The sequence below is a fragment of the Arcanobacterium phocisimile genome (assembly GCF_016904675.1).
Taxonomy (GTDB): domain Bacteria; phylum Actinomycetota; class Actinomycetes; order Actinomycetales; family Actinomycetaceae; genus Arcanobacterium; species Arcanobacterium phocisimile.
The window spans coordinates 1,504,189-1,530,015 of the sequence record NZ_CP070228.1 but is presented as its reverse complement, the minus strand read 5'-3'; the positions used below and the strand labels follow the sequence as shown (position 1 = coordinate 1,530,015).

The 25,827-nt window shown below is 51.7% G+C and carries 25 protein-coding genes and 1 pseudogene; 22 read left to right on the top strand and 4 right to left on the bottom strand.

The features are described 5' to 3' along the window. Positions 1-40 precede the first annotated feature (40 nt). Complete coding sequence (glmM, locus tag JTE88_RS06860) at positions 41-1,372, top strand: phosphoglucosamine mutase (RefSeq protein ID WP_204423849.1); 1,332 nt, start codon at positions 41-43, stop codon at positions 1,370-1,372. A 161-nt stretch (positions 1,373-1,533) separates the two neighbouring features. On the opposite strand, the gene coaA is transcribed toward glmM, so the two are convergent. Further along, a complete protein-coding gene (gene coaA, locus JTE88_RS06855) occupies positions 1,534-2,475 on the bottom strand; it encodes a type I pantothenate kinase (RefSeq protein WP_204423847.1) in 942 nt (313 codons plus the stop codon). A gap of 188 nt (positions 2,476-2,663) precedes the next feature. Here coaA and glmS point away from each other — a divergent pair, with 188 nt between their 5' ends. From glmS to tsaD, 11 genes are all read left to right on the top strand, one after another. Further along, a complete protein-coding gene (gene glmS, locus JTE88_RS06850; RefSeq protein WP_204423845.1) occupies positions 2,664-4,520 on the top strand; it encodes a glutamine--fructose-6-phosphate transaminase (isomerizing) in 1,857 nt (618 codons plus the stop codon). A gap of 9 nt (positions 4,521-4,529) precedes the next feature. Continuing rightward, on the top strand, positions 4,530-5,369 hold the full coding sequence (locus tag JTE88_RS06845; protein ID WP_204423843.1) for an ADP-dependent NAD(P)H-hydrate dehydratase: 840 nt from the start codon (positions 4,530-4,532) through the stop codon (positions 5,367-5,369). Positions 5,370-5,373: 4 nt separating this feature from the next. Continuing rightward, positions 5,374-6,498, top strand: coding sequence for an alanine racemase (gene alr, locus JTE88_RS06840; protein ID WP_204423841.1), 1,125 nt, complete (start codon positions 5,374-5,376; stop codon positions 6,496-6,498). Between the two features lie 40 nt (positions 6,499-6,538). Next, the gene (tsaE, locus tag JTE88_RS06835) at positions 6,539-7,063 is read left to right on the top strand and encodes a tRNA (adenosine(37)-N6)-threonylcarbamoyltransferase complex ATPase subunit type 1 TsaE (protein ID WP_204423840.1); all 525 of its coding nucleotides are present in this window, start codon (positions 6,539-6,541) and stop codon (positions 7,061-7,063) included. Positions 7,064-7,068: 5 nt separating this feature from the next. Beyond that, a complete protein-coding gene (locus JTE88_RS06830) occupies positions 7,069-7,989 on the top strand; it encodes a hypothetical protein (RefSeq protein WP_204423838.1) in 921 nt (306 codons plus the stop codon). Next, on the top strand, positions 7,986-8,696 hold the full coding sequence (gene tsaB, locus JTE88_RS06825) for a tRNA (adenosine(37)-N6)-threonylcarbamoyltransferase complex dimerization subunit type 1 TsaB (RefSeq protein ID WP_204423836.1): 711 nt from the start codon (positions 7,986-7,988) through the stop codon (positions 8,694-8,696). The genes JTE88_RS06830 and tsaB overlap by 4 nt, the downstream gene beginning before the upstream one ends. Before the next feature lie 9 nt (positions 8,697-8,705). After that, positions 8,706-9,218, top strand: coding sequence for a GNAT family N-acetyltransferase (locus tag JTE88_RS06820; RefSeq protein ID WP_204423834.1), 513 nt, complete (start codon positions 8,706-8,708; stop codon positions 9,216-9,218). A gap of 176 nt (positions 9,219-9,394) precedes the next feature. Then, positions 9,395-10,111, top strand: coding sequence for a succinate dehydrogenase cytochrome b subunit (locus tag JTE88_RS06815; RefSeq protein WP_204423832.1), 717 nt, complete (start codon positions 9,395-9,397; stop codon positions 10,109-10,111). A 12-nt stretch (positions 10,112-10,123) separates the two neighbouring features. Next, entirely contained in the window at positions 10,124-12,094 is a 1,971-nt protein-coding gene (locus JTE88_RS06810) for a fumarate reductase/succinate dehydrogenase flavoprotein subunit (protein WP_204423830.1), read from the top strand. Beyond that, entirely contained in the window at positions 12,091-12,834 is a 744-nt protein-coding gene (locus JTE88_RS06805; protein ID WP_204423828.1) for a succinate dehydrogenase/fumarate reductase iron-sulfur subunit, read from the top strand. The genes JTE88_RS06810 and JTE88_RS06805 overlap by 4 nt, the downstream gene beginning before the upstream one ends. Positions 12,835-12,969: 135 nt before the next feature. Next, positions 12,970-14,004: a tRNA (adenosine(37)-N6)-threonylcarbamoyltransferase complex transferase subunit TsaD gene (gene tsaD, locus JTE88_RS06800; protein WP_420826945.1), complete on the top strand. Its 1,035-nt coding sequence runs from the start codon at positions 12,970-12,972 to the stop codon at positions 14,002-14,004. A 40-nt stretch (positions 14,005-14,044) separates the two neighbouring features. On the opposite strand, the gene JTE88_RS06795 is transcribed toward tsaD, so the two are convergent. Further along, a complete protein-coding gene (locus JTE88_RS06795) occupies positions 14,045-15,238 on the bottom strand; it encodes a class I SAM-dependent methyltransferase (RefSeq protein WP_204423824.1) in 1,194 nt (397 codons plus the stop codon). A gap of 14 nt (positions 15,239-15,252) precedes the next feature. Between JTE88_RS06795 and JTE88_RS06790 the strand changes: the two genes are divergently transcribed. The 5 genes and pseudogenes from JTE88_RS06790 to JTE88_RS06770 form a co-directional block, all read left to right on the top strand. Next, positions 15,253-15,456 carry a hypothetical protein gene (locus JTE88_RS06790; RefSeq protein ID WP_204423822.1) on the top strand — a complete coding sequence of 68 codons (204 nt, stop codon included), beginning with the start codon at positions 15,253-15,255 and terminating at the stop codon, positions 15,454-15,456. Then, the gene (gene groES / locus JTE88_RS06785; protein WP_204423820.1) at positions 15,431-15,727 is read left to right on the top strand and encodes a co-chaperone GroES; all 297 of its coding nucleotides are present in this window, start codon (positions 15,431-15,433) and stop codon (positions 15,725-15,727) included. Before JTE88_RS06790 ends, groES begins: the two co-directional genes overlap by 26 nt. 152 nt (positions 15,728-15,879) lie before the next feature. Continuing rightward, the gene (locus JTE88_RS06780; RefSeq protein WP_204423818.1) at positions 15,880-17,253 is read left to right on the top strand and encodes an AAA family ATPase; all 1,374 of its coding nucleotides are present in this window, start codon (positions 15,880-15,882) and stop codon (positions 17,251-17,253) included. After that, positions 17,250-17,891, top strand: coding sequence for an RloB family protein (locus tag JTE88_RS06775; RefSeq protein WP_204423816.1), 642 nt, complete (start codon positions 17,250-17,252; stop codon positions 17,889-17,891). Before JTE88_RS06780 ends, JTE88_RS06775 begins: the two co-directional genes overlap by 4 nt. Positions 17,892-17,919: 28 nt before the next feature. After that, positions 17,920-18,069, top strand: a pseudogene (locus JTE88_RS06770) (co-chaperone GroES); the annotation flags it as partial. Between the two features lie 82 nt (positions 18,070-18,151). Here the strand turns inward: JTE88_RS06770 and JTE88_RS06765 are convergent. Then, on the bottom strand, positions 18,152-18,370 hold the full coding sequence (locus JTE88_RS06765) for a WhiB family transcriptional regulator (RefSeq protein ID WP_239519592.1): 219 nt from the start codon (positions 18,368-18,370) through the stop codon (positions 18,152-18,154). Positions 18,371-18,673: 303 nt separating this feature from the next. Between JTE88_RS06765 and guaB the strand changes: the two genes are divergently transcribed. From guaB to ahpF, 3 genes are all read left to right on the top strand, one after another. Beyond that, entirely contained in the window at positions 18,674-19,840 is a 1,167-nt protein-coding gene (guaB, locus tag JTE88_RS06760; RefSeq protein ID WP_204423813.1) for an IMP dehydrogenase, read from the top strand. Between the two features lie 224 nt (positions 19,841-20,064). Beyond that, positions 20,065-20,628 (top strand): alkyl hydroperoxide reductase subunit C, encoded by a 564-nt coding sequence (gene ahpC / locus JTE88_RS06755; protein ID WP_204423812.1) that lies wholly within the window; start codon positions 20,065-20,067, stop codon positions 20,626-20,628. Then, entirely contained in the window at positions 20,629-22,173 is a 1,545-nt protein-coding gene (ahpF, locus tag JTE88_RS06750) for an alkyl hydroperoxide reductase subunit F (protein ID WP_204423810.1), read from the top strand. 116 nt (positions 22,174-22,289) lie between these two features. Here ahpF and JTE88_RS06745 read toward each other — a convergent pair whose 3' ends face one another. After that, positions 22,290-22,976: an exonuclease domain-containing protein gene (locus tag JTE88_RS06745; RefSeq protein WP_204423809.1), complete on the bottom strand. Its 687-nt coding sequence runs from the start codon at positions 22,974-22,976 to the stop codon at positions 22,290-22,292. A gap of 126 nt (positions 22,977-23,102) precedes the next feature. Between JTE88_RS06745 and JTE88_RS06740 the strand changes: the two genes are divergently transcribed. Then, entirely contained in the window at positions 23,103-24,212 is a 1,110-nt protein-coding gene (locus tag JTE88_RS06740; protein WP_204423807.1) for a GuaB3 family IMP dehydrogenase-related protein, read from the top strand. Between the two features lie 131 nt (positions 24,213-24,343). Beyond that, positions 24,344-25,732 (top strand): class II fumarate hydratase, encoded by a 1,389-nt coding sequence (locus JTE88_RS06735; protein WP_204423806.1) that lies wholly within the window; start codon positions 24,344-24,346, stop codon positions 25,730-25,732. The last annotated feature ends 95 nt before the right edge of the window (positions 25,733-25,827 follow it).

Sequence of the window (25,827 nt, the reverse complement as noted above, 5' to 3'; positions counted from 1 at the left end):
TTAGGCTTTAATAATTATTAGTGCAGTGTGAGGAGAGATAATGGCACGTCTATTTGGTACCGACGGAGTCCGAGGTCTAGCTAATCGGGAAATCACTGCTCCGTTTGCGTTACAACTCGGAGAAGCAGCCGCGCGCGTCTTGGCACGCAATGTGACAGATCATCGACCAAAAGCTATCGTGGGGCGCGATACCCGCCAGTCGTCAGGCATGTTGAGTCACGCAGTTGCTGCTGGTCTTTCTTCGGCAGGAGTGGACGTTGAACATGTGCGCGAGATTCCCACCCCAGGTATCGCCTACTTGACTTCTGCCCGCGATTACGATCTTGGCGTGATGATTTCCGCTTCCCATAATGCTATGCCAGATAACGGGATTAAGTTCATTTCTGGAGATGGCTTCAAGCTTGACGATACTATCGAAGACGAGATTGAAGCTGTTCTCGGGCAAGAATGGGATCGTCCGATTGGTGCTGGCGTCGGCTATATGCGCGAAAATGCGATTGTTTCCGACCAAGTGTATATCGACCATCTGATTCGTTGCGGTGCAGACCTGTCTGGTTTGCGCATTATTCTTGATTGTGCCAATGGTGCGGCCTCGAATGTTGCTCCAGCAGCATTACAAGAATTGGGTGCGGACGTTTCGGTTATTAACGCTTCTCCAGATGGCAAAAACATTAACCGTAACGCGGGTTCAACTCACCCAGAACAACTACAAGCAATGGTTGTTGCTTCGGAGGCTGATTTTGGTTTTGCGTTCGACGGTGATGCGGATCGTTGTTTGGCGGTTAATGCGCACGGTCAGATCGTCGACGGCGATCATATTATGGGTTTGCTCGCCGTCTCGTTGAAAGCTCAGGGACTGCTCACTGGTAATACGCTGGTGGGTACTGTGATGTCGAATCTTGGTTTGACGTTGGCAATGCGTGAAGCCGATATTAATTTTGTGGCAACCAAGGTGGGCGATCGGTACGTTCTTGAAGAGATGCTTGCTCACGGTTATATACTTGGTGGCGAGCAGTCCGGTCACGTGATCAACTTGCATCATGCTACTACCGGGGACGGCACTTTGACAGCAATTCTGGTGGCATCGGAAATGGCTCGACGTGGTGGCACTCTGGCCGACGCGGTGTCGTTCATAACTCGGTTGCCGCAGACGCTGATCAATGTCCCGAATGTTGATAAGGCGCGTACATCTGACGTGATGGACGAGGTTGCGGTCGCAGAGAAAGAACTAGGTGATACTGGACGAGTACTATTGCGGGCTTCTGGCACTGAGCCGCTCGTTCGGGTGATGGTTGAAGCACCAACTCAGGAACAGGCAGATTCGGTTGCGCAACGGTTAGCTGATGTTGTGGAGCAACGTTTAGCTTTATAAAACAATTGCCGATTGTGCTCATTCAATGAGTTTTATAATTCCTCGTGCGAGTCAGGGTATTTCCTTGGCTCGTACGATTTTTGTATCAGGCAAAAGTGCGTGCTCTTCTGAGAAGAAAACGCTTGTGAGATAGCCAGATATCAAGAGTACTGGTAGCTCAGTCAAAGTTTCCTGACGTGAACTTGGTCGATTGTATGATTTGGACCTTTTTTGAGGATGACGGTGGCGCGGTTTCGGGTAGGGGCGATATTGTGTCGCAGGTTGGGCAAGTTGATTGCACCCCATATTTGGCGGGCAGTTTCGCGAGCCTGACTATCGGTGAGGTTCGCATAATTCCGGAAATAGGAAGCATCGTTGGTGAATGCAGTGGAGCGGAGTTTTAAGAATCGTTCGATATACCAGCGTTCGAGGGCCTCTTCTGGGGCGTCAACGTAGATGGTGAAATCGAAGAAGTCAGATACTGCAGAAAATTCGTGGGCCGCAATGCCAGGAGCAGGTTGGAGAACGTTAAGGCCTTCGACGATGAGAATATCTGGCCGATCGACGACGATATATTCATTGGGCACAATATCGTAGGTGACGTGGTCGTAGACCGGGGCGGTGACATTGCGTCGTCCAGATTTGACGGCAGCGAGGAAGGCGAGGATAGCGCGCCGGTCATAAGATTCAGGGAATCCTTTGCGAGTGAGTATTCGACGTTGGTCGAGTACGGCGTTGGGGAGTAAGAATCCGTCAGTGGTGACAAGGTCAACGCGCGGGGTTTCGGGTGAGCGGCTGAGCAGTTCGCGCAGTAATCGCGCGACAGTAGATTTTCCTGCGGATACTGAGCCTGCGATGCCAACAATCCACGGTACACGGAGTTCATTGAAACCAAGAAAATTTTTCGATTCAGAAAACAACCGCTCAGTATTGCGTGCATACATGTGCATTAATGCCGTTAATGGCCGATAAATCGCATCGACCTCGGCCACAGTTATGGGATCACCTAACGCCGCAAGATGAGCGATGTCTTCTTGGGTTAGGGGGAGTTCTGTGTTGCGTGCGAGATCGGCCCATTCGCTGCGAGTAAATGTCACGAAGGCCGAGAGGTCGGAGCTGTACATGTTTCGATTTTGACAATAAAACGGCGATAATGCCAGTTTCAGAGCAAAATTTGTGGCGTCCCTGGAAGAATTCTGTACTGGTAAAAGTGCGGATTTATAGAGAAAATTCTTCGGCATACCGCCATTTGTCGACGTTGTCTGACAGGTTGAGTGACGCGGAACCTGATCTCCCCGGTAGTGTTAAGTTCATGTGTGGAATTGTTGGATATATAGGTGCCCAAACGTCGTCAACTGCTCAAGAAGTTGTTCTTAGTGGACTCGAACGTCTCGAATATCGTGGATACGACTCGGCAGGAGTTGCTGTTCTCGATGGTGAATGTGTTGCGATGCGTAAACGTGCTGGCCGAGTTGCTGATCTGCGTGCCGTGTTAGCCGAAGAACCGTTAGCGCAAAGTCCTGCCGCTATTGGTCACACCCGCTGGGCTACTCACGGTATCCCGTCAGATCGTAACTCCCATCCGCATCTATCTGCCGATGGTAGAGTGGCGATTGTGCACAACGGAATCATCGAAAATGCTCCGCAGCTGCGTAACGACCTCATTGCCCAAGGCATCGAGTTCGCCTCAGATACTGATTCGGAAGTCATCGCTCATATGCTCGGCAAAGCAGTTGCCGAACGGGGCGATCTCACCCAAGCAATGCTCGGCGTCGTGGCCCGCCTTGAAGGCTCGTTTGCCGTCGTAGCAACCTATGCTGGGCAACCAGACCGGCTTGTGGGAGCGCGCCGAAACTCGCCACTCGTCGTTGGTCTTGGTGACGAAGAAAACTTCTTCGGCTCCGACGTCGTCGCCTTCGTCGGCCGAACAAAAGAAGCCATGGCTGTGGGACAAGACCAAATCGTCACCCTCACCGCACACGAAGTAACCGTTACTGACTTTGCTGGCAACCAAGCGCACGCTGAGAAATTCAGCGTCGACTGGAATCTTGAAACTGCCATGCACGACGGCTACCCAACCTTCATGGATAAAGAAATCCACGAACAACCAAGTGCGGTCGCTGAAACTCTGCGCGGGCGCACCACCCCGGACGGTCACCTCAAACTCGACGAACTGCGGATCGAAGAGTACGAACTGCGCGCCATCGACAAAATCATCGTCGTCGCCTGCGGTACGGCAGCCTATGCTGGCCACGTCGCCAAATACGCGATCGAACACTGGTGCCGGATCCCGGTCGAAGTCGAACTCGCACACGAATTCCGTTACCGCGACCCGATCGTCACCTCGAAAACCCTCGTCGTCGCAATTTCGCAATCCGGTGAAACCATGGACACACTAATGGCTGTGCGTCACGCCTCTGAACAAGGAGCGCGCGTGTTGGCCATCGTCAATACCTACGCATCGACTATTGCACGTGAAGCCGACGCCGTGCTTTACACGCATGCTGGCCCAGAAATCGCAGTCGCCTCAACTAAGGCGTTCACCGCTCAAATCACCGCAACCTACCTGCTTGGCTTGTACCTAGCTCAGTTGCGCGGAAACAAGTTCGTTGACGAAATCGCTGGATATCTCGAAGAACTCCACGCGATGCCACAACGCATGGAATTCGTACTCGAACAAGAAGAACAGATTCGCGAACTAGCGCGCACCATGGCGGAGGTAAACTCGGTGCTGTTCTTAGGACGCCACGTTGGGTTCCCGATTGCTCTGGAAGGTGCGCTGAAACTCAAAGAGCTTGCTTACATTCATGCCGAAGGTTTCGCTGCCGGCGAGCTCAAGCATGGACCGATTGCTCTGGTAGAAGACGACCTGCCGATCTTCGTCATCGCGCCAACTCCCCGCCGCCCGCTTCTGCATTCGAAAGTCATGTCGAATATTCACGAAGTGATCGCCCGAGGGGCGCGCGCAATCGTAATCGCTGAAGAAGGCGATAGTGCGGTTGACGATCATGCAACAGCGATTATCCGCGTCCCGCACTCCACGCCAACCCTCATGATGCCGCTAGTTACCGTGATTCCATTGCAGATTTTTGCTTCCGAACTCGCCTCTGTGAAAGGGTTCGACGTCGATAAGCCACGCAACTTGGCAAAGTCGGTTACCGTGGACTAGGGAGGCGGCATGGATGCGCTATCTGTGACTGAATCAGATATTCGGCGCTGGTGGCCGGTACCGGGTCCTACCGACCATAAATACACGCGCGGTGTGCTCGGAGTCGTTACCGGCTCCGAGCAGTATCCCGGTGCAGGCGTGCTCAGTGTGGGCGCAGCGTGGGCGTTGGGACCAGGCATGATCCGCTACCTCGGCGCGAGCCCACTCGTCCTGCCGCGCTATCCGGAAACCGTGGCGGTACCTGGACGCGTGCAGGCATGGCTGATCGGCTCGGGGCTCAGTAGGGAACACGATATCGCTGCATCGCTTAACGAGATTGTCGATTCGGGATTACCGGCAGTTTTCGACGCCGGAGCTTTGGCACATATTGCACACCGCCAGTTATCTACGCATCATGTTCTGACCCCGCACCCTGGAGAACTCACCGAGTTGTTGCGCGCTCGCGGACATAACGTGACTCGTGATGAAGTTGAAGGCAACCTTGTCCATTTCACGAAGCGAGCGGCCGCTGAAACGGGGGCAGTTGTGGCAACCACGACGTATGACGATATTATTGCTGACCCCGCTGGGCCGCTCTATATCCAATCGGGGGCTAGTCCGTGGCGGGCTACGGCTGGAGCTGGCGATGTTTATGCTGGGATTGTCGGGGCATTATTGGCGTTGTGGCAGGCGCAAGATCGGGCCGATGTTGATGTGGCTTGGCTGGCCGCTGCGGGGGCATATCTCCATGGGCGTGCCGCAAATCTCGCTTCTGGAATTAGTGAGGGTGTGGGTTACCCGATTAAGGCGAGTAGCATTAGTGATGCAGTAAGTCCAGTAATTCGGCAGATACTTAATCCAACAAGGTGAGACTATGATGAATCAAGCTCCAGCTCGCGCGCTGATTTCACGGCGTGCGTTCGAGCAAAACATCGATGTCGTGCGGCGCCATACTGACGCGCAGCTCATGGCAATCGTGAAAGCTAATGGTTATGGTCATGGCGTGGAACTTATTGCCCAGTGGGCCTGGGAAGCCGGGATTGACTGGTTGGGACTGGCCCAGATCGATGAGGCGTTGGCGTTGCGTCAAACCCATACTCATGGTCACATTTTGGCGTGGATCTATGCGCCGGGGGCGAATTTTCAACGGGCGATTGAGCAGAACATTGATTTGTCGGTTGGTGCGCAGTGGGCGATTGAGGAGATTTCAGCTGCTGCGCGAGCTAGCGGTCGTCCTGCGCGTATCCATATCAAGGTTGATACTGGGATGACGCGTGGCGGTTTTGATGTGGCCGAGCTTCCTGGTGTTTTTGAACAGGTGAAAAAGCTTGCCGAGGCGGGCATTGTGGAAATCGTGGGCTTATGGTCGCACCTTTCGTGTGCAGATGATCCTGTTAGCGATGCAGTAACCGATCAGCAAGTCGAACGGTTTGAACAAGCACGTGCCTGCGCACAGCAGGCTGGTGTCACGATCCCGTTATGCCATCTGGCAGCTTCTGCCGGTATTTTGTGGCATCCCAAAACGCACTATGACATGGTGCGGCCAGGCATCGTGCTTTATGGTTTGAGTCCGAATCCAGCTCGTGCCACGGGGACTGATTTAGGTCTTGAAGCTACGATGACCTTAGAAGCAGATATTATTCTCACGCGCGAGGTACCTGCGGGGGTGGGCGTGTCATATGGGCATACGTTCGTCACTGATCGGCCCACACGGTTGGCGGTTGTTCCGGTGGGATACGCTGATGGTATTTCTCGGCATGCGTCGAATAACCTATCGGTCAACGCTAACGGGCATCAAGCACCGATTCGGGGAGTGGTGTGTATGGATCAGTTCGTGGCTGAAGCACCTGATGCTCAAGCTGGCGATACCGTTGTGCTTTTTGGTCCGGCAGATCGCGGTTTTTTAACTGCTGATGATTGGGCACAAAAGACCGATACAATTAATTACGAAATATTTTGTAATCTCGGTCCACGTATTGTGCGTATCCCGGTCGATTAATCTTGATAATGTCAACGAAGTAAGTGTGAAGGAAACCGTTATGATCTTGTCTTTAGAAGCTCCCACGGTTGCTGATATTCAGCATATTGGTGCGGTTATTGCACAACATGCGCAGCCAGGTGATCTGGTGATGCTCACCGGTCCGCTCGGTGCTGGGAAGACGACGATGACTCAAGGGATTGCACGCGGCTTAGGGATTACCAGTGCGGTTTCCTCGCCAACGTTTGCAATCGCTCAGATATACCACGGCAGTGCTCTTGATTTGGTCCATGTTGATGCATACCGATTGACATCGATTGAGGAATTAGATGCGCTCGACTTGGACTCTTCCCTAGAAGAGTCCTTGACTGTGGTTGAATGGGGATCGGGTAAGGTCGAAGTGCTTTCTGAAGACCGCCTGGAGCTCGTTATTGAACGTCCGCAAGGATCGGATGCCGGTCTTGAGCCCGAAGATTTGTTTGCCGATGCGCCACGAACTATTAAGGTACATGCGCACGGTAAACGGGGTGAGGAATTGCAACAAATTTTAGCGCAACAGTTTTCGGAAGCGACGTGGGTAAGCTGATTAGCGTGGATGTCCAACAGCGAAAAAACCGGGCGTTGCGATTTCCGTTAGCGATACTCGGCATTGTCATAGTTTGTGTCGCTAGCGTGGTTCCTCAAACAGCTTTTGCGGTCCTGGTTTCGGAGGTGGATAGTGAGGCCAATCAGACCTGGTTTGATACGGTGGGCCTAGAGATCTTGGTTTCTGAGGCTCCAGATGTTTTCAGTGATGAGATAGCGGAAAATCCTGATCAGTTAACCTTGGGCACTGCTATCGGCGTTTATGAATTCACAAATTCGACCAGTGCGGCATCAGATCCTCAATCATCGTTCGTCGAATCTCAAATGTGGATAGCTCCGGTGTTTAAAGATGCACAGGCGGTCGGTGTTGTTCTGACAGAGGGCAGGGTGTCGGCGCGTCGGACGCACACTGAAGTCGTAGCTGATGTTCGACTCGCGACTGAAGTTGCCGGTAGTCGAGCCGGTTCATCGTCGCTTATTTATGATGAGCAGTTGGATGCGTGGTTTACCTATCGTGACAGTTTCATTGAGCCTGGCGATATGAAAGGCGCGGAGTACGTTTTAGGCAGTGTTCCGTTCGATATTTTTATGACCGAGCGGGCTGAAGCCATCGCTAGTGACACGGCTGTTCCTGCGCCCAATGAAAAAGTTTCACAAAGCGTTGATAAAGAAGATAATTCCCTATCAGCGACGCGCATCGTTATTGTCGTTGCATTGTTAGCCAGTTTGGCGATTTTCTCGTTAGCTTGGTTGAAATGGGACGAAGATAAGCGGCATTCGGTCCAGGAATGGGATGAACTTTCATCTGGCGATCATCTGCGCAGACATATCGGTAATCGTTGGGATCCGTTTGCGAAAGCGCGGCTTTTGATTCATCCGCATGGAACGCAACCAACAAGTGAGAAACAAGAAAAGGAAATATTATGACCACCTACCTCACAATTGATACGAGTGCTGCCATCACTGTCGGTGTTGCTCAATGGGAGTTGGGTGTTGTGCGTCAGTTGGCGGTGGAATCGTCACCCGAAAAGCGTCATCATGCCGAATTGCTTGCGCCTATGGTTCGCAGCGTTTTGGAGCGTGCCGGCATTTCAGCTCCGGATGCGGTTATTGCTGGAACTGGTCCAGGAGCTTTTACCGGATTGCGTGCTGGGCTAGTGACGGCTCGTACTTTAGCGCGAGCTTGGAACGTGGATCTGTATGGCTTGTCCTCGCTCGATATTATGGCGCTCGCGGCAGTGGATCAGGGAGCTGAGGAGATCGTGGCGATGATTGATGCGCGCCGGAAGGAAGTTTTCACTGCTCGTATGCGCGCGATGGGAGCAGACGACGTCGAATTGATCCAAGCTCCCGATATCGCACAGCCCGATGAGTTGGCTGAGTTACTTGAGCGGCAACCGGCGGTTGTTGCGGTAGCTGAAGAGGATCTATATCCACGTGTGGGGCCCCACCGTGTTGTCGTCGATTTTGCTCCGACCGTGATGGTCCGTCTAGTCCAGTCGCGACTGGGGCGTATTGACGCTGGTGAATCGCTGAGCTTAGATACTGAGCCGCAGTATCTGCGTCGTCCTGATGTTCATGGGGGAGCGCATGCTCAGCCTGCTGCGCAAGGAAATCCGTACACTGGGAATTGATGTGCGAGCATGAGCGCATGTTTTGTTCCTGACGATTCATTTCCGCAAGAGATAGCGGGGTTTACTGCTCGGCGTCCACCAGTGTCGTGGGCGCGACGGTTGGCTGACTTTGATCATCGGATCTTTGCTCGTGACGCGTGGCCGGAACCAGTGTGGGCGGAGGAGCTAGCAGGCGATTCACGTACCTATATTGCTCTAGAAACTTCGCCGCTTCCGTTACGTTCTTTTGGCGAGATTGTTGCGGTTGGGGGAGTGTCTTATTATGACGACGGTGAGATTCTGACGTTGGCGGTAGCTCCGGAGTTTCGCCGGCAGGGCGTTGGTAAGCATCTCCTTAACGTTTTGCTGGATATCGCGGACCAACGGGGAGTCAGCCGGACCTTTTTAGAAGTGCGAAGTAAGCATACTGGCGTGCAGGACATGTATCGAGCTGCCGGGTTTTCTCAGATAGCTGTGCGGAAGAAATATTATTCGGATGATGACGCTGTGGTCATGGTTCGCGAATCGCAATTTCGCACGTAAATACTCACATAATTATTTTCCGTATTATTCAATATTTTTACAGTCTAGTTATCGACTGATATATCAACGAAAAATGCGTTACGGCTGGCAGGTTTTTAGGAAGCTAGGCGACGGTTGGTAGAGTTTATGCTACTAAAGACCCGGTTTTTATATTCCACGTTTGCTATCTTCGACTCGTGGCTAATTCAACATCTGTAGAAAATCGCGGTCGCAAGACCACTGTGGCACTTAAAGTGCTCATGGCTGTGACCGGCTTGTTTATTGTTCTTTTCCTACTCTTCCACGCGTTTGGAAACTTCAAAATGTTCCTCGGCGCAGAAGAGTACAACCATTACGCAGACTGGCTTAAGCACGGTCTGCTGTACCCGATCCTGCCAAAGCTTTGGGCTTTGTGGATCTTCCGTATTGTTTTGCTCACCTGTATTTTCGGGCACATGTATGCAGCTATTAAGCTGTGGAAGCGCGGAAATGATGCGCGCGGCCATGAGAAGTACAAGGTTAACTCTGGTTCTAAAGTGGGCGTGAAGTACTCCTACACTGCAGCAACTATGCGTTATGGCGGCATCATCATTGCGTTGTTCGTCGTCTTCCACATTTTGCAGTACACCGTTTTGGCTCTTCAGCTAGGTGGACCATACGAGGCTCATGACCCATACAGCAACATGATTTATGGCTTCTCGCTGTGGTGGGTATGGCTCATCTACTTCATTTCACTCGGCTCAATCGCTCTTCACGTCTCACACGGCGTGTGGTCCGCTCTGGCGACACTTGGCTTGAACACCCGTCGTCGCGAGCATGCATTCAAGATTGTTGCGGGCGTTGTCGGCTTGGCTGTTTTCTTGGGTTTCATGATCCCACCAACAGCTATCCTATTCGGATTCATCGGTGCGTAAGGGGAGAAGATCATGACTGAAACTTTGATTGATGGCCTGTACCGCACAGGCGAACCAATTGCGGATACCAAAGCTCCTGCTGGTGACATCGCACAAAAGTGGGAACAGCGTAAGTTCAACGCGCGCCTGGTCAACCCAGCGAACCGTCGTAAGCTCGACGTCATCGTCGTCGGTACCGGTCTTGCTGGCGGTGCTGGTGCAGCATCACTGGGCGAAATGGGTTACAACGTTAAGGCGTTCTTCTACCAAGATTCTGCTCGCCGTGCACACTCTATTGCTGCACAGGGTGGTATCAACGCTGCTAAGAACTACAAGAACGATAACGATTCAACCTATCGCTTGTTCTACGACACCATCAAGGGCGGTGACTACCGGTCACGCGAAACCAATGTTTACCGTCTGGCTGAAGTCTCAGCAAACATCATCGACCAATGTGTAGCACAAGGCGTCCCATTTGCCCGTGAATACGGCGGTCTGCTGGATAACCGTTCCTTCGGTGGTGTTCAGGTCTCTCGTACGTTCTACGCACGTGGCCAAACAGGTCAGCAGCTACTCATCGGCGCTTACCAAGCGTTGATGCGCCAAGTCAAGGCTGGCACCGTCAAGACGTATGCTCGCCACGAGATGGTTGAACTCATCGTCGTCGACGGTCGCGCTCGTGGAATCGTTGCCCGCGATATGGTCACCGGTGAAATCGAAACCCACTTGGCTGACGCCGTGGTTCTGGGAACCGGTGGTTACGGTAACGTCTTCTTCTTGTCGACCAACGCAATGGGCTGTAACGGAACCGCTATCTGGCGTGCTCACCGCAAGGGTGCATACTTCGGTAACCCGTGCTACACCCAGATCCACCCAACCTGTATCCCACAGCACGGATCATCGCAGTCCAAGCTGACCTTGATGTCTGAGTCGTTGCGTAACGATGGACGTATCTGGGTTCCAAAGAAGGCAGAAGACTGCAAGAAGGACCCGCGCGATATTCCAGAACAAGATCGCGACTACTACCTCGAGCGCATCTACCCAGCATTCGGTAACTTGGTGCCACGCGATATCGCATCACGCCAAGCAAAGAACATGTGTGACGAAGGTCGTGGCGTTGGTCCAGAAATCGACGGCGTTGCACGCGGCGTTTACTTGGACTTCTCCGATGCTATTGCTCGTATGGGTAAGGATGTCGTATCTGCAAAGTACGGCAACTTGTTCGATATGTACAAGCAGATTACCGGCGATGATCCATACGAAATCCCAATGCGTATCTACCCAGCTGTCCACTACACCATGGGTGGCTTGTGGGTTGATTACGATTTGCAGTCTTCAATTCCAGGCTTGTTTGTTACCGGTGAAGCAAACTTCTCCGATCACGGCGCTAACCGCCTCGGTGCGTCGGCACTCATGCAGGGACTTGCTGATGGCTACTTCGTTTTGCCGAATACCATCAACGATTACCTCGCAGATGGTCCGTTCGAAAAGATCACCGAAGATCACCCAGCCGTTGTTGAAGCACGCGAAGAGATCGAAAAGCGTATCGAGTTCTTCGTCAACAACAAGGGCAACCGGTCGGTCGATTCCTTCCACAAGGAACTCGGCCAGATCATGTGGGAGTACTGCGGTATGGAGCGTACCGAAGAAGGCCTGAAGAAGGCTATCGGTTTGATCCGCGAACTACGCAAGGACTTCTGGCAGAACGTTCGCGTTCCAGGTGATCCAGATGAGCTCAACCAGTCCCTCGAGAAGGCCGGCCGCGTGGCTGACTTCTTCGAGCTTGGCGAATTGATGTGTATTGACGCTCTCCACCGCCGCGAATCCTGTGGTGGACACTTCCGCGCTGAATCCCAGACTGAAGAAGGCGAAGCACTTCGTGATGACGAGAACTTCGCATACGTAGCAGCCTGGGAGTGGGGCGGCGATAATAGCGCACCAATTCTCCACAAGGAAGACCTCAAGTACGAATACGTCGAGATGAAGCAGCGGAGCTACAAGTGAAAATTAACCTCGAATTTTGGCGCCAAGATGGCCGCGGCGACAAGGGTCATTTCGATACCCACACCATCGCCGACGTCGATGAGACAGCATCCTTCTTGGAGATGCTCGATCAGCTAAACGAAGAACTCTTCGCCAAGGGTGAAGAGCCAGTCGCATTCGATTCTGACTGCCGTGAAGGTATTTGTGGTCAGTGCGGTATCGTCATCAACGGCGATCCGCATGGTCCACTAGTGACCACCACCTGTCAGCTTCACATGCGTTCGTTCAAAGATGGAGACACCATTACGATCGAACCATGGCGTTCAACTGCTTTCCCGGTCCTGAAGGACTTGGTTGTTGATCGCTCGGCTCTGGATCGTATTGTCCAAGCTGGTGGATACATTTCGGTGAACACTGGCGCTGCTCCAGATGCTCACTCAGTTCCAGTTCCTAAGGATCACGCAGATCGCGCATTCGAAGCAGCAGCCTGCATCGGCTGTGGTGCGTGCGTTGCTGCTTGCCCGAACGGTTCAGCAATGCTGTTCACCGCGGCAAAGGTAATGCACCTTGGTCTGCTCCCTCAGGGGCAGCCAGAGCGTTTGGATCGCGTTGTTAACATGCTGTCCCAGCATGACGCTGAAGGCTTCGGCGGTTGTACCAATGTTGGTGCATGTGCTGCTGCTTGCCCGAAGGAAGTTCCATTGGAGCTCATTTCGATGCTCAACCGTGACCTGATGAAGTCAATGGTACACGGTCGCTGAGAGAACTAGCCACACGAAGAGGGCCACAACCTGTAAGGTTGTGGCCCTCTTGTGTATCCCCGTGTGTCCCGTATCTAACAACATGTGCTACATACAAGCCTTGATGAATCTATTAAACTGGATAACGTGAATGAACTGATTTTAGGCGTAGAAACCTCGTGTGATGAGACCGGTATCGCGTTAGTGCGTAATGGTGAGTTGTTAGCTGACGTGACGGCAACGTCGATGGATGAGTATGCGCGCTATGGCGGCATTATTCCGGAGATCGCCTCGCGCGCTCATCTTGAACAGTTTGTTCCAACACTTGATGCGGCACTGGAAAAAGCTGGCGTGACACTCGATGAGGTGGACGCGATTGCTGCTACGGCTGGCCCTGGCCTCGTCGGTCCGCTTACGGTTGGTGTTTCTGCTGCGAAGTCGCTTGCGTTGGCGTTGAATAAGCCGTTCTACGGAGTCAATCACATTATTGGGCATATTGCTGTCGATCAGCTGGTACATGGCGCGTTCCCGGAGCGTTTCATTGGTTTGGTGGTCTCTGGCGGGCACTCGCACCTGCTCGATATTCGCAATATCGCCACCGACGTCGTCGAACTAGGCGGAACCTTGGATGATGCAGCCGGCGAAGCCTTCGATAAAGTTGGGCGACTTCTCGGCCTACCATACCCGGGTGGCCCGCATATCGATCGTCTTTCCAAAGAAGGCGACCGTCATGCTATTCGCTTCCCGCGCGGATTGAGCCGGGTCAAAGATAAAGACGTCCACGCCTATGACTATTCGTTCTCGGGGTTAAAAACTGCGGTTGCTCGCCATATTGAAGGGCTAGAAGCGCGCGGGGAAGAGATCCCTAAAGCCGATATTGCGGCTGGTTTTTCCGAAGCCGTTACTGATGTTCTTTCGCGTAAAGCGTTCGAGGCGTGCAAGCGCAACGACTGCGATACCCTCGTCATCGGTGGTGGTTTCTCGGCTAATTCGCGGTTGCGTGAACTGGCCGAAGAGCGCGCCGCGGAGTATGGCGTTACCGTGCGTATCCCGCCAATCCGCTACTGTACCGATAACGGTGCAATGATCGCGGCTTTGGGCTGGGAGATGGTGCGTAATGGCGTTGAGCCTTCGCCGTTGAATATTACGGTTGATACTGGTCTTGCCCGCGAAACTACTATCATTTACTGAAGAACGGTTTAGCAAGACAGCCGCGAGGTAACGATAGTTGCTAGCCGCGGTGGGCAACGACGATCCGATGGTGGCCTTCTATCGGTGTGGCAATCAACGTCGCCTGAGCAGTATTTTTCGGATTGAGCTTTAACTTCTTCCGCCATAGTGCTGGATCGATTGTCGTTCCACGTTTCTTAATTTCGACGACGCCGATACCCCGGCTCCCCAGGTATGCTCGTACTTTTTTCACGTCGAAGGGTAGGACGTCGTCAACAACAAAGCGTGTCAGCAACGGCGAATCGTGTGCGTCGGCGCCTGATAAGTAGGCAATATTGTGGGAAACTGGGGCAAGATTGAACTCGGCACACAGGCGCGCGATTGCGCCGGAGCGAATGATGGCAGGGTCTGGCTCGTAGAGGTAGTGAGCTAGCTCGCGTGGCTCGACCATGTCGGCCGGACTATCTGCACTTGTTACCTGCGCGTCATACGCCGTCGTTTGTTGATCGTGAATGACAAGTGCGCTACGCCCAGGTTCCGGGGCAGCTTCTCCCAGCCAGATGACTGCTTCGAGTAGGTCTCCATTAACACTGATCCATTGGACGTGTGCGTTTGGTGGAAGGTAGTCATAGTCGATGCCGGGGGCGACTTTGATGCCTGCTGTGGGGAAGTCTTTTGCTAAGGTCAGCGCGGTTGATAATGCGGGAGACCAATGTTCGGGATCGTTGATTCGTTGCCCGTTGTGGCGACGCGCGGGGTCGAGCCATAGTGCGTCAGCGCGAAGCTCGGCAAGATCGAGTTCGCGCCCGTCGGCATGAATGACGGTTGCTTCGGGGAAAGGGGAGAGGTTAGCACGTGCTGCGAGTGCGGTATCCCCATCTTGTTCGATTGCGCTCACGTGAAGCCCTAGGCCTGCAAAAGCCATCGAGTCTGCTCCGATACCGCAGCCGAGATCAATGACGTGTTGGGCATGGGCGGCACGGAACCGTTGAGCATGGTGGACACCTACTGACAAGCGAGTTGCTTGTTCGACGCCGTCGGCGGTGAAGAACATCTCTTGTGCGAATGGTCCAAACTTGCTTGCTGCTTTGTCGCGTAGCCGGGATTGGGTGAGGGCAGCGGCGATGAGCTCTGGGTCGAAACCGGAGGCGCGTAACTGGGTCGTTAGCGAGAAAACATTTTGTGGATCGTAGGGTGGTAGCTGGGAAAGAAGATGCTTGCCATCGGCGGAAAGAAGGGCGTCTATCATGCTCATGCTTCTATCGTCTCATGGCGAGCCGCATTCGCGCTCAGCGATTTACTGGCACTCCTTTTGACCGAGTGCTAGATTTCGCTCTACTCTTATACATGGACGCGGAAGATTTCCGCGTGGTGCTCGGTTTCGTACACCGCGACGGCGAAACCAGGCAGGTAGCTAGTATTTTCGAGCAAAAGAAGGGGGAGCCGGATGTCCGTCTCCATCAAGCCGCTTGACGATCGTATCGTCATTAAGCAGGTTGAAGCTGAAGAAACCACCGCTTCTGGTCTGGTCCTGGTAGATTCTGCCAAGGAAAAGCCACAAGAGGGTGAAGTTGTAGCAGTAGGTCCAGGTCGTGTAGATGACAACGGCAACCGTGTCCCAATGGACGTTAAGGTTGGCGATTTGGTTATTTACTCCAAGTACGGTGGTACTGAGGTGAAGTACGGTGCTGAAGAGTACTTGATTCTTTCTCAGCGCGACGTGCTTGCAATCGTTACTCACTGAGTGAGGACTTAAAAGGTGTGGCCCGCGAACGTTAAGTACGCGGGCCACACCTTTGGTATCGGCCTTCAGCAGCCTCATAATTAAATAAGTCTGAAGTTAAATATCGTTACAAAAGGCGTAGGTATTTTGCAACATATGGTAACGTGTAGTCTATGTTAATTGACTTTCAGGTCGAGAATTTCGGATCCATTAATCAAGCAGTTTCGCTTAATATGATCGCTGAGCGGGAACAACGTTTTCGCGAGCGCTTAGCGCATGTGGCATCGTATAGAAAATATATCAACCCTATTGCTGCGGTTTTTGGTGCCAACGCGTCAGGTAAATCTACACTTATTAAAGCTCTCAATGCGCTGAAACAATTCGTCCTAACACCTCCAAGTGTTGGAAAAGAAATACCATATAACCCATTTCGTTTTACAGATGTGCCAACTAGGCCAACCCAATTTGAACTAGTATTTCTTTCAGAAGATACTTTTTACGAGTATGTTATTAGCTTTACTGAATCGAAGGTGTTGGAAGAAAAACTTTCTCGTTATTCTGCCCGAAGTGAGATAGTAATCTTTGACCGAGCAGAACAGTTGCTACATTATGGCGATAGCACCAATGAGGTCTTCTCAAGTCTTCTCCTTGGCACAGTGCCAGATAATACTCCAGTTGTTTCGCATTTTGAGAGCTTGAACCACGAGTTTCTCCGAGAACTTCTTCAGAAAACAGGTGATGGGAATCCTAATCGTTTTTTAAGCGTACTTGAAGAAATCCGTGCGCCTTATCAATGGTTAGAGAAATTGTTCATTGTTGATCAGAATTTCTTGAGTTTGGACACGCCGCTAACTACCAATATTGATGCATGGGAAGACGCGATTGTACAGATCGATGCTGGGATTGCGAAAGTCGCAAAAGAACCTATCGATATTGAAACGTTGACTGAAGTCGTTAACGAGAATATAGCGCTTGAGGAGTTGATAAGTAAATTTAAAACTATTCAGTTAGTAACTCCAGAAGCTCGATATGAACTGGCTTCCTCAGAAGATGCTAGTGCTAAAATCGAGGCGCGACGTGTTTCACTTGTCCATGGATGTTCTAATGGAGTTGTTAAAGATTTGCCGTGGAGTTTAGAGTCAGACGGTACAAAGAACGCGGTTGAGATACTCAACTTAATTGCGCTGGCCACACAGAATGATATGGTTATCGCCATTGATGAGTTTGATCGAAGCTTCCATACAGAGCTGTCAAGGGCAATTATTGATGGTTATCTGGATACAGTAAGTAAAACTTCACGTTCGCAACTTATCTTTACGACGCACGATTTGCTGTTAATGGATCCTCACCGTTTGCGTAGAGACGAAATGTGGATAACAGAAAAAGATAAGAATGGGGAGACGTCGTTGACGGTTCTTTCCGAATTTGATGGTATCCGCAAAGATAGCGATATTCGCAGGAGTTATCTCCAAGGAAGGTTTGGGGGAGTGCCGGATATTATGCCGGTCAAATTTCCGAAGGGTGAACTAGGATCGAGCTCACTGTGAGTCGAAATAAACTGAAAGCAAAAGAGCGAAAATCTGGGAAAAGGTCGTATCTCAAACTATTCATTATCATAGTTGAGGGTGAGACTGAAGAGCAGTATTTTAAGCAAGAAATATTTAGAAACAAGAGGATTAAATTAATTTCGAGCATTGGTAAGAATTCGGACCCAGAATCTTTGATAAGAGCTACTGATGTGAAAGCTCGCCAGGAGAAGTTGATTACGGGTGATCAAGTTTGGATAGTACTGGATCGTGATGAACAGGGAAATCAACGATCCAAACGAGAAAAGTTGCGAAAGGTTGTTGATTGGCAGGCCAAGGATGACTCTCGAGGAATTGCGTTTTCGTCACCGCAATTTGAATACTGGCTTCTCTTGCATTACGAGAAGGGAACTGGTGTAACTACCAAAAAAGACTGTTTGGAGAAATTGAAAAAACATCACAATGGTAGATATAAAAAGAATGTGCAGTTCAGTTATTCTCGTGAGGAAATCTATCAGGCATGTGAACATTCCAAGGAGCGATTGAGTCAGCTCGGCATTTCTGCTACTAACATGCGTGAAACTATTGATAAAGACCACTCGGGATACTCAACAGTTCATGTGTTAGTAGAAGAGATACTTGATAGTATGCAGTTGTAATAAATGCGCAGAACTTGAGTATGAATTCCTAGACGACAACGGCAACCGTGTCCCAGTGGACGTTAAGGTTGGCGATTTGGTTATTTACTCCAAGTACGGTGGTACTGAGGTGAAGTACGGTGCTGAAGAGTACTTGATTCTTTCTCAGCGCGACGTGCTTGCAATCGTTACTCACTGAGTGAGGACTTAAAAGGTGTGGCCCGCGAACGTTAAGTACGCGGGCCACACTTTTAGTTATGTATACGAAAAACGTATAAGTTTCAAGCGGTACGGCTATGGCGCTTTGCTGAGATGAGGCGGTTGCGCTCTTCTTCAGATAAGCCACCCCACACACCGTAGGGCTCATGGTTGACCAGAGCGTATTCGCGGCACTCGTCAATCACTGGGCAGGTTTGGCAAATACGCTTGGCTCGTTCGATACGACGACGACGGGGGCCACCTCGTTCGCCTTCCGGGTGGAAGAAGAACTCGGGGTCCATTTCGTTACAGCTTCCAAGCGCTTGCCAGTCCCAGAAATCTACGAGAGCTCCGGAAACATCCTTAATACGGGCGACCACTAATGTCACGTCCTGTTCATTCGTGCAATTTTCAACTCCGTCTACGTTACCAATGTGACTGGTGGTAAAACAAGGGGGTTAGTGAGATTAGACGGCAGTTTTACTGTGGTGTTGCTTGCATTGACAGATAGTGTTAAGCGTGATTATAAAATTTGAACTAAATAGTGACGCGTTACAAGTTTTACCTATCTTTTACAGACTCAATCAAACACGTAAACTTAGAGAATGGTTGAGAATCCTTTCGCCCTCACCGGGCTGACTTATGATGATGTACTCCTTCTTCCTGAAGAAACAGATGTTGTTCCGTCTGCAGTAGATACGACAACATTCTTGACTCGGAAAATTAAACTCCACCTGCCGATCATTTCGGCAGCAATGGATACTGTCACCGAATCTCGAATGGCTATCGCTATGGCTCGGCTTGGCGGTATTGGTATTTTGCATCGCAATTCGTCTATTGAAGATCAGGCCGCTCAGGTCGCAGAGGTCAAAGCTACACCAGTTGCTCTCGAATCGGATGAGGATTCATCCAAGGCGACGGTCGATGAGAACGGCCGGTTGCGTGTTGGTGCCGCTATTGGTTACTGGGGCGATGCATGGGATCGTGCTGTCGCGCTCGCACAGGCTGGCGTGGATGTCTTAGTTGTCGATACGGCAAATGGTGGTGCCCAGCTTGCCTTGGAACAGATTCGTCGAATTAAAGCGGACCCGCAATTTAATCATGTCCAGATCATTGGCGGTAACATTGCTACCACTGAGGGCGCCCAAGCCCTCATTGATGCCGGAGTTGACGCTGTCAAAGTAGGAGTCGGTCCAGGGTCGATTTGTACGACGCGCGTGGTCGCCGGTGTTGGCGTTCCACAACTAACTGCGATCCATCTTGCGGCTCAGGCGTGTGGGCCGGCTGGGATTCCACTCATTGCAGACGGCGGTCTGCATTACTCTGGCGATATCGGTAAAGCAATTGTTGCTGGTGCTTCATCGGTGATGCTGGGCTCGCTTCTTGCTGGTTCGGATGAATCGCCTGGTGAAGTGATTGATATGAACGGCCAACGTGTGAAGGCATACCGCGGGATGGGTTCGCTGGGTGCAATGAGTTCCCGTGGGCGTGTTTCCTATTCAAAGGATCGTTACTTCCAGGCGGATGTGAAGTCTGATGAAAAAATCGTGCCGGAAGGTATCGAAGGGTCAGTCTCTGCTACCGGTCCGGTTGGGTCGGTCATTTACCAACTGGTTGGTGGCTTACATCAAACGATGTTCTACATTGGAGCGCATACTATTGCCGAGATGAAGCGTGGTCGTTTTGTTCGAATCACCCCGGCAGGTTTGCGTGAGTCGCATCCGCATGATGTGCAGAATGTTGTTTCAGCGCCGAATTACCGTGCGAACTGATGCATTATTTCGTGAATTGATGCATTATTGAGCGAAGTAACGCCCGATTTTCCAAGGGGGAGCAGTTTTTGATGCTCCCCCTTGGTAAGATGTATAAAGTTCGGTTTGTCAAACAATTTTGATGTGACAAACCCTTACCCTTACAAGTACCCATAGAGAATTGACAGGGACTATAGTCTCAAGTGTCGATATGTGTCGTTTCAACACAGGAAAGAAGGTATCTGATGTCGTTAATTAATACTCAAGCAGCACAGTGGGCAGGAAGCGCCTACCACAACGGTGAGTTCGTCGAACTTTCGAGTGAAGATCACAAGGGCCAGTGGGCAATTCTGTTCTTCTACCCAGCAGATTTCACCTTCGTTTGCCCGACCGAGCTCGAAGATATGGCAGAGCATTACAGTCAGTTCCAGGAGATGGGTGTGAAGGTCTACTCCTTCTCCACCGATAAGCATTTCTCCCACAAGGCGTGGCATGAGACCTCAGAGCGCATCGGTAAGATTCAGTTCCCAATGGTTGGTGACCCAACCTGTGAAATCGCCGAAGCGTTCGATACTCTTCGCCCAGGCGAAGGCGCCGCTGATCGCACCACAATCGTGATTGATCCAGAAGGCGTTATCCAGTACGTCGAAACCACATCCGAGGGTGTGGGCCGTAATGCTGCTGAATTGCTCCGCAAGGTCAAGGCCGCGCAGTATGTACACCAGCACCCAGGCGAAGTTTGCCCAGCAAAGTGGGAAGAAGGCGAAGACACTCTCGCTCCATCGTTTGACCTAGCAGGAAAGCTCTAAATGTTCCTCGATTCAAACACTATTTCGCAGCTTAAAGGACTGGTATCGAATATTCAGGTACCTATTCGTTTCGAAGCCTCGCTCGATGGAACGAAACGTTCGGAACAGATGCGCGAAATGCTCACTCAGGTTGCGGAGCTATCGCCGCTGATTGAGTTCGTTGAAGTGCCAGATCGGCGCACGCCGTCGTTTGCTATTTCGCGAGTTGATTCCGAGGTTTCGGTGCGTATCGCCGGCTTGCCGATGGGCGAAGAATTCTCCAGCTTCGTGCTTGCCATGGTTCAAGTTGGCGGGCATCCGGTGCGCGCTGATGAGGATGTCATCGAAGCTATTAAAGCTCTTGATGAGCCGCACGAGTTTGTCACTTATATGTCGCTGACGTGCCAAAACTGTCCAACAGTTGTGCAGGCGTTGAATGCTATGTCCGTGATCAACCCGTTAATCAAGCACACCGCAGTTGAAGGTGGAGCTTTCCAAAATGAGATCGACGAGCACGGTATTAAGGCTGTGCCGACGGTGTTCATGGATGGTGAAATCTTCGGACAGGGCCGTATGAGCCTTGCTGAGATCGTCGCCAAGCTTGACACCAACTCGGGTGCGAAGCGTGCGGAAAAGCTCAACTCTGTTGAACCGTTCGATATGCTGATCGTTGGTGGTGGCCCTGCGGGTGCATCCGCAGCTGTCTATGCAGCACGTAAAGGGTTACGCGTTGGCGTAGCAACACACAATGTTGGCGGTCAAGTACTCGATACGGCTTCAATCGAAAACCTCACGGTTCTCGAAAAGATCGGCGGTACCGAACTTGGAAGCGAATTAAACCAGTCGATGACCAACTACGGAGTAGAGGTTATTACTGGTTTGACTGCTCGTGCTCTGCATAACAAGGATGAAAACTCTTTGTTCGCAGTGGACTTCGAGGGTGACATCACGTTGCGTGCGAGGTCGGTTGTGGTTGCAACCGGTGCACGCTACCGTACAACTGGCGTACCGGGTGAAGATCAATATCGAAACCACGGTGTGAGCTTTTGCCCACACTGTGACGGCCCGCTATTCAAGGGACAGTCCGTGGCTGTTATCGGTGGCGGTAATTCGGCTATCGAAGCTGCTATCGATCTTGCGGGGATTTGCTCCGACGTGACGGTCATTGAAATGATGCCAGAGCTTAAGGCAGACGAGGTGTTGCTCGACAAGCTGGCATCATTGCCAAACACCTCGGTTGTTACGTCAGCTGCGTTGCAGGAAGTACATGGTGACGGTACCGACATGACTGGTTTATCATATCGTGACGTTGACGGTGAAATCCACACTGTTGATGCTAACGGTATGTTTGTACAGATCGGTCTCGTACCAAATAGCGAATGGCTCGACGGTGTTCTGGACCTCAACCGGGGAGCAGTAGCCATCGATTCTCAGAACGCAACATCCATGCCAGGAGTCTTCGCTGCAGGCGATGTTACCGATATTCCGTACAAGCAGGTGTTGATTTCGCTTGGTGCTGGAGCGAATGCTTCGTTGGGCGCTTTCGATTACCTGATCCGTCACTGATTGATGAGGTAGCCCAGAGCTAGCCTCCTAGCCTGACATGATCGAAGGTGGCACGGTTGTCTGTTATCGACAACCGTGCCACCTTGTGTTTTTCAAGATGTGGGTTGACGGCGAAGCTACTTAGCAACTGGCCAAGGCAATGGTCCGGTCAGTTGTTGACCATTGCGACTAGCCATAAACTGTTGAAACTCGGTGTAGGTTTGGCGCTGGACATCCATGAGATGATCGAGAGAATCATGAGCTAGCTCTGGATAACGGCGCAACATAGCACCTAAAACTCGCAGGGTTGCTAAGACATCGGCTTCAGCATTATGGAAAGAATCATCATCAGCCACGCCGTAATGTTCGGCAAGATTCTCCAACCGGCGTTTACCTTTACGATACCGATCAACACTGCGATCCAGCATATACGGATCTACTACTGGCCCAACCTCATGGCCTAAACGTTCAGCAAGTGTGGGAAGTCCATGCCGTTCGAGTTCACATTCGATCAGAGTGAAATCATAGGCTGCATTATATGCAACGACTGGATGTCCAGCAGCCATGTGGTGAGCTAACAATTCGGCAACCTCGTTCAATACTTTCCCGATCGGTTCACCCTCACGGCGTGCTTGCTCGGTAGAAATACCGTGTACATTTTGAGCCTGTAACGGAATCTCGACTTCCGGATTAGCTAACCAATAATGGCGCCGCGCACCTTGGCCATCAACCACAATAACCGAGGCTGTCACCAGCCGTTCTCGGGTAGGGTCAACCCCAGTTGTTTCGGTATCGAACCCTACAATGGGCTGTTCGCTCCACATTTTCTACCTCCGCATCGACGTCGTTCGCTTCTTAACTACCATCATAGAGACTGTATCCGTCATAAATTCGTATTAATACGATGCAGTGTTCTACTCCACCGGCCAGATGCTGGTAGTCTTAGAAACGTGGCAGAGATTGAAATTGGCCGCGGAAAACGCGCCCGTGTAGGTTATTCGTTCGACGACATCTCCATCGTCCCATCGCGGCGTACACGCGATGCGACTGATGTGTCAGTATCGTGGCAACTAGATGCCCATTTACTTGATATTCCAGTGATGAGTGCACCGATGGATTCGGTGACGTCCCCGCAAACAGCTATCGAGCTAGGAAAGCACGGGGGAGTAGGCGTCCTTGATCTTGAAGGTTTGTGGACCCGATATGACGATCCGCGTCCACATTTCGATGCCATTGCAAACGCGGAACCAGGATACGTGACGAAACTTATGCAACGTATTTATCGCGAACCGATTAAACCTGAATTGATAACCGCACGTTTAGAAGAAATTCGCAACGCCGGCGTCGTCGTCGCTGGTGCTCTTTCTCCGCAACGTACCCAAGAACACTGGCGTACAGTAGTTGACGCTGGGGTAGATCTGTTCATTATTCGTGGAACTGTGGTTTCCGCAGAGCACGTATCGTCGAATCGCGAACCGCTCAACCTTAAGCGATTCATTTATGAACTCGACGTACCAGTTATTGTTGGTGGCGTTGCCTCCTACACAGCTGCCTTGCACCTGATGCGAACCGGAGCAGCCGGAGTTTTGGCCGGTTTTGGTGGTGGCGCAACGAGTGCAAACGTACGCACCGCCGGAGCTACCGTTCCAATGGCGACGACGGTGGCCGACGTCGCAGCAGCTCGTCGTGAGTACATGGACGAAAGCGGTGGCCGCTATGTGCATGTTATTGCTGACGGCCAGATTTCCCACTCCGGTGATTTAGTTAAAGCGATCGCCTGCGGGGCCGACGGTGTCATGTTAGGTACGGCGCTCGCGCGTGCTGATGAGGCGCCAGGGCAGGGCTTCCACTGGGGTGGCGAGGCATACCATTCGCGACTTCCGCGTGGTGAGCGCGTCCATGTTGGTACTGCTGGACCACTGGAAAAGTTGTTGTTTGGTCCAGCAACCGATGCGCGTGGTACTACAAACATGATTGGTGCTTTGCGTCACTCAATGGCTATGACCGGTTACTCGGATGTTAAAGAATTCCAACGAGTAGAGATCACTGCGCGTGCATAATATGAGACGCTGGTACCTCGGCTATTTTGTTTTACTGCCATAGTGGACGTACGCCCTACGTCAGAGCAATGTGATCACGATATTATGTGAATTATCCGCGCCAATACGGGCGCTAAACAAGGAGGAATGACATGACCGAATACCGCATCGAACACGACACCATGGGTGAAGTGCGCGTACCGGTTGACGCTTTGTACCGTGCACAAACACAGCGTGCAGTTGAGAACTTCCCAATTTCGGGCAAGACTCTTACCCCTGCTCACGTGCACGCACTTGCTGAAATCAAGCGTGCTGCAGCGTTGGCAAATCTTGAACTGGGCACCCTCGATGAAGAGCGTTCAGCAGCGATTGTTGCCGCGGCAGATGAAGTGATTGCTGGCAAGCATGACGATCAGTACCCAATCGACGTCTTCCAGACCGGTTCGGGCACCTCGTCGAACATGAACACCAACGAAGTTCTTTCAACCATCGCTACCAAAACTTCTGGTATTGAGGTTCACCCAAATGACCACGTGAACTGCTCGCAGTCCTCGAACGATGTTTTCCCATCATCAATTCACATTGCTGCTGTTCAGGCTATCAACACCAACCTGCTTCCAAAGCTCGACATTTTGGCAACCTCCCTTGAAGGCAAGGCTGTAGAGTTCAAGAACATTGTCAAGTCTGGCCGTACCCACTTGATGGATGCCACCCCAATTACTTTGGGTCAGGAGTTCTCCGGCTACGCAGCTCAGGTACGTTTGGGTATTGAGCGCGTCAAGGCTGCTCTGCCACGTCTGGCTGAACTACCTTTGGGTGGTACTGCTGTCGGTACCGGTATCAACACACCAGCTGGTTTCTCGGCCCGCGTGATCGAGCTGATCGCTGAGCACACCGGTCAACCTTTCGTTGAGGCTACCAACCACTTCGAAGCACAGGCTGCCCAAGATTCCCTCGTGGAGACCTCCGGAGCACTGCGCACCATCGCTGTTTCCTTCGTCAAGATCGCTAACGATCTGCGCTGGATGAGCTCTGGTCCACGTACCGGCCTTGGTGAAATCCACCTCCCAGACCTGCAGCCAGGTTCGTCAATTATGCCAGGCAAGGTTAACCCAGTCGTTCCAGAAGCTACCGTCCAGGTTGCTGCCCAGGTTATCGGCAACGATGCAGCTATCGCATTCGCTGGCGCACAGGGCAACTTCGATTTGCTCGTCATGCTCCCAGTGATGGCACAGAATCTGCTCGAGTCTATCGAGATTTTGGGTAATGTAGCTGAAACTTTGGCAAAGCGCACCGTTGATGGCATTATCGCTAACGAAGATCGCTGCTTGCAGCTGGCTGAGTCCTCACCATCGATTGTTACTCCGCTGAACCGTCACATTGGTTACGAGCATGCAGCAAAGATTGCTAAGCACTCGGTTAAGCACAACATGACCATCAAGGAAGCCGTGATCGACCTTGGCTTCGTTGAGCGCGGTGAGATTGACGAAGAGACTCTCAACAAGGCTCTGGACGTCACCACTATGGTTGGCGACTTCTAAAACTTAGAGATCTCATAAAAGTAAACTGATGGGCCCGCAGAAATTCTGCGGGCCCATCAGTCACGTAACGCCTCATAGTTGAGGTTAAACCGAAT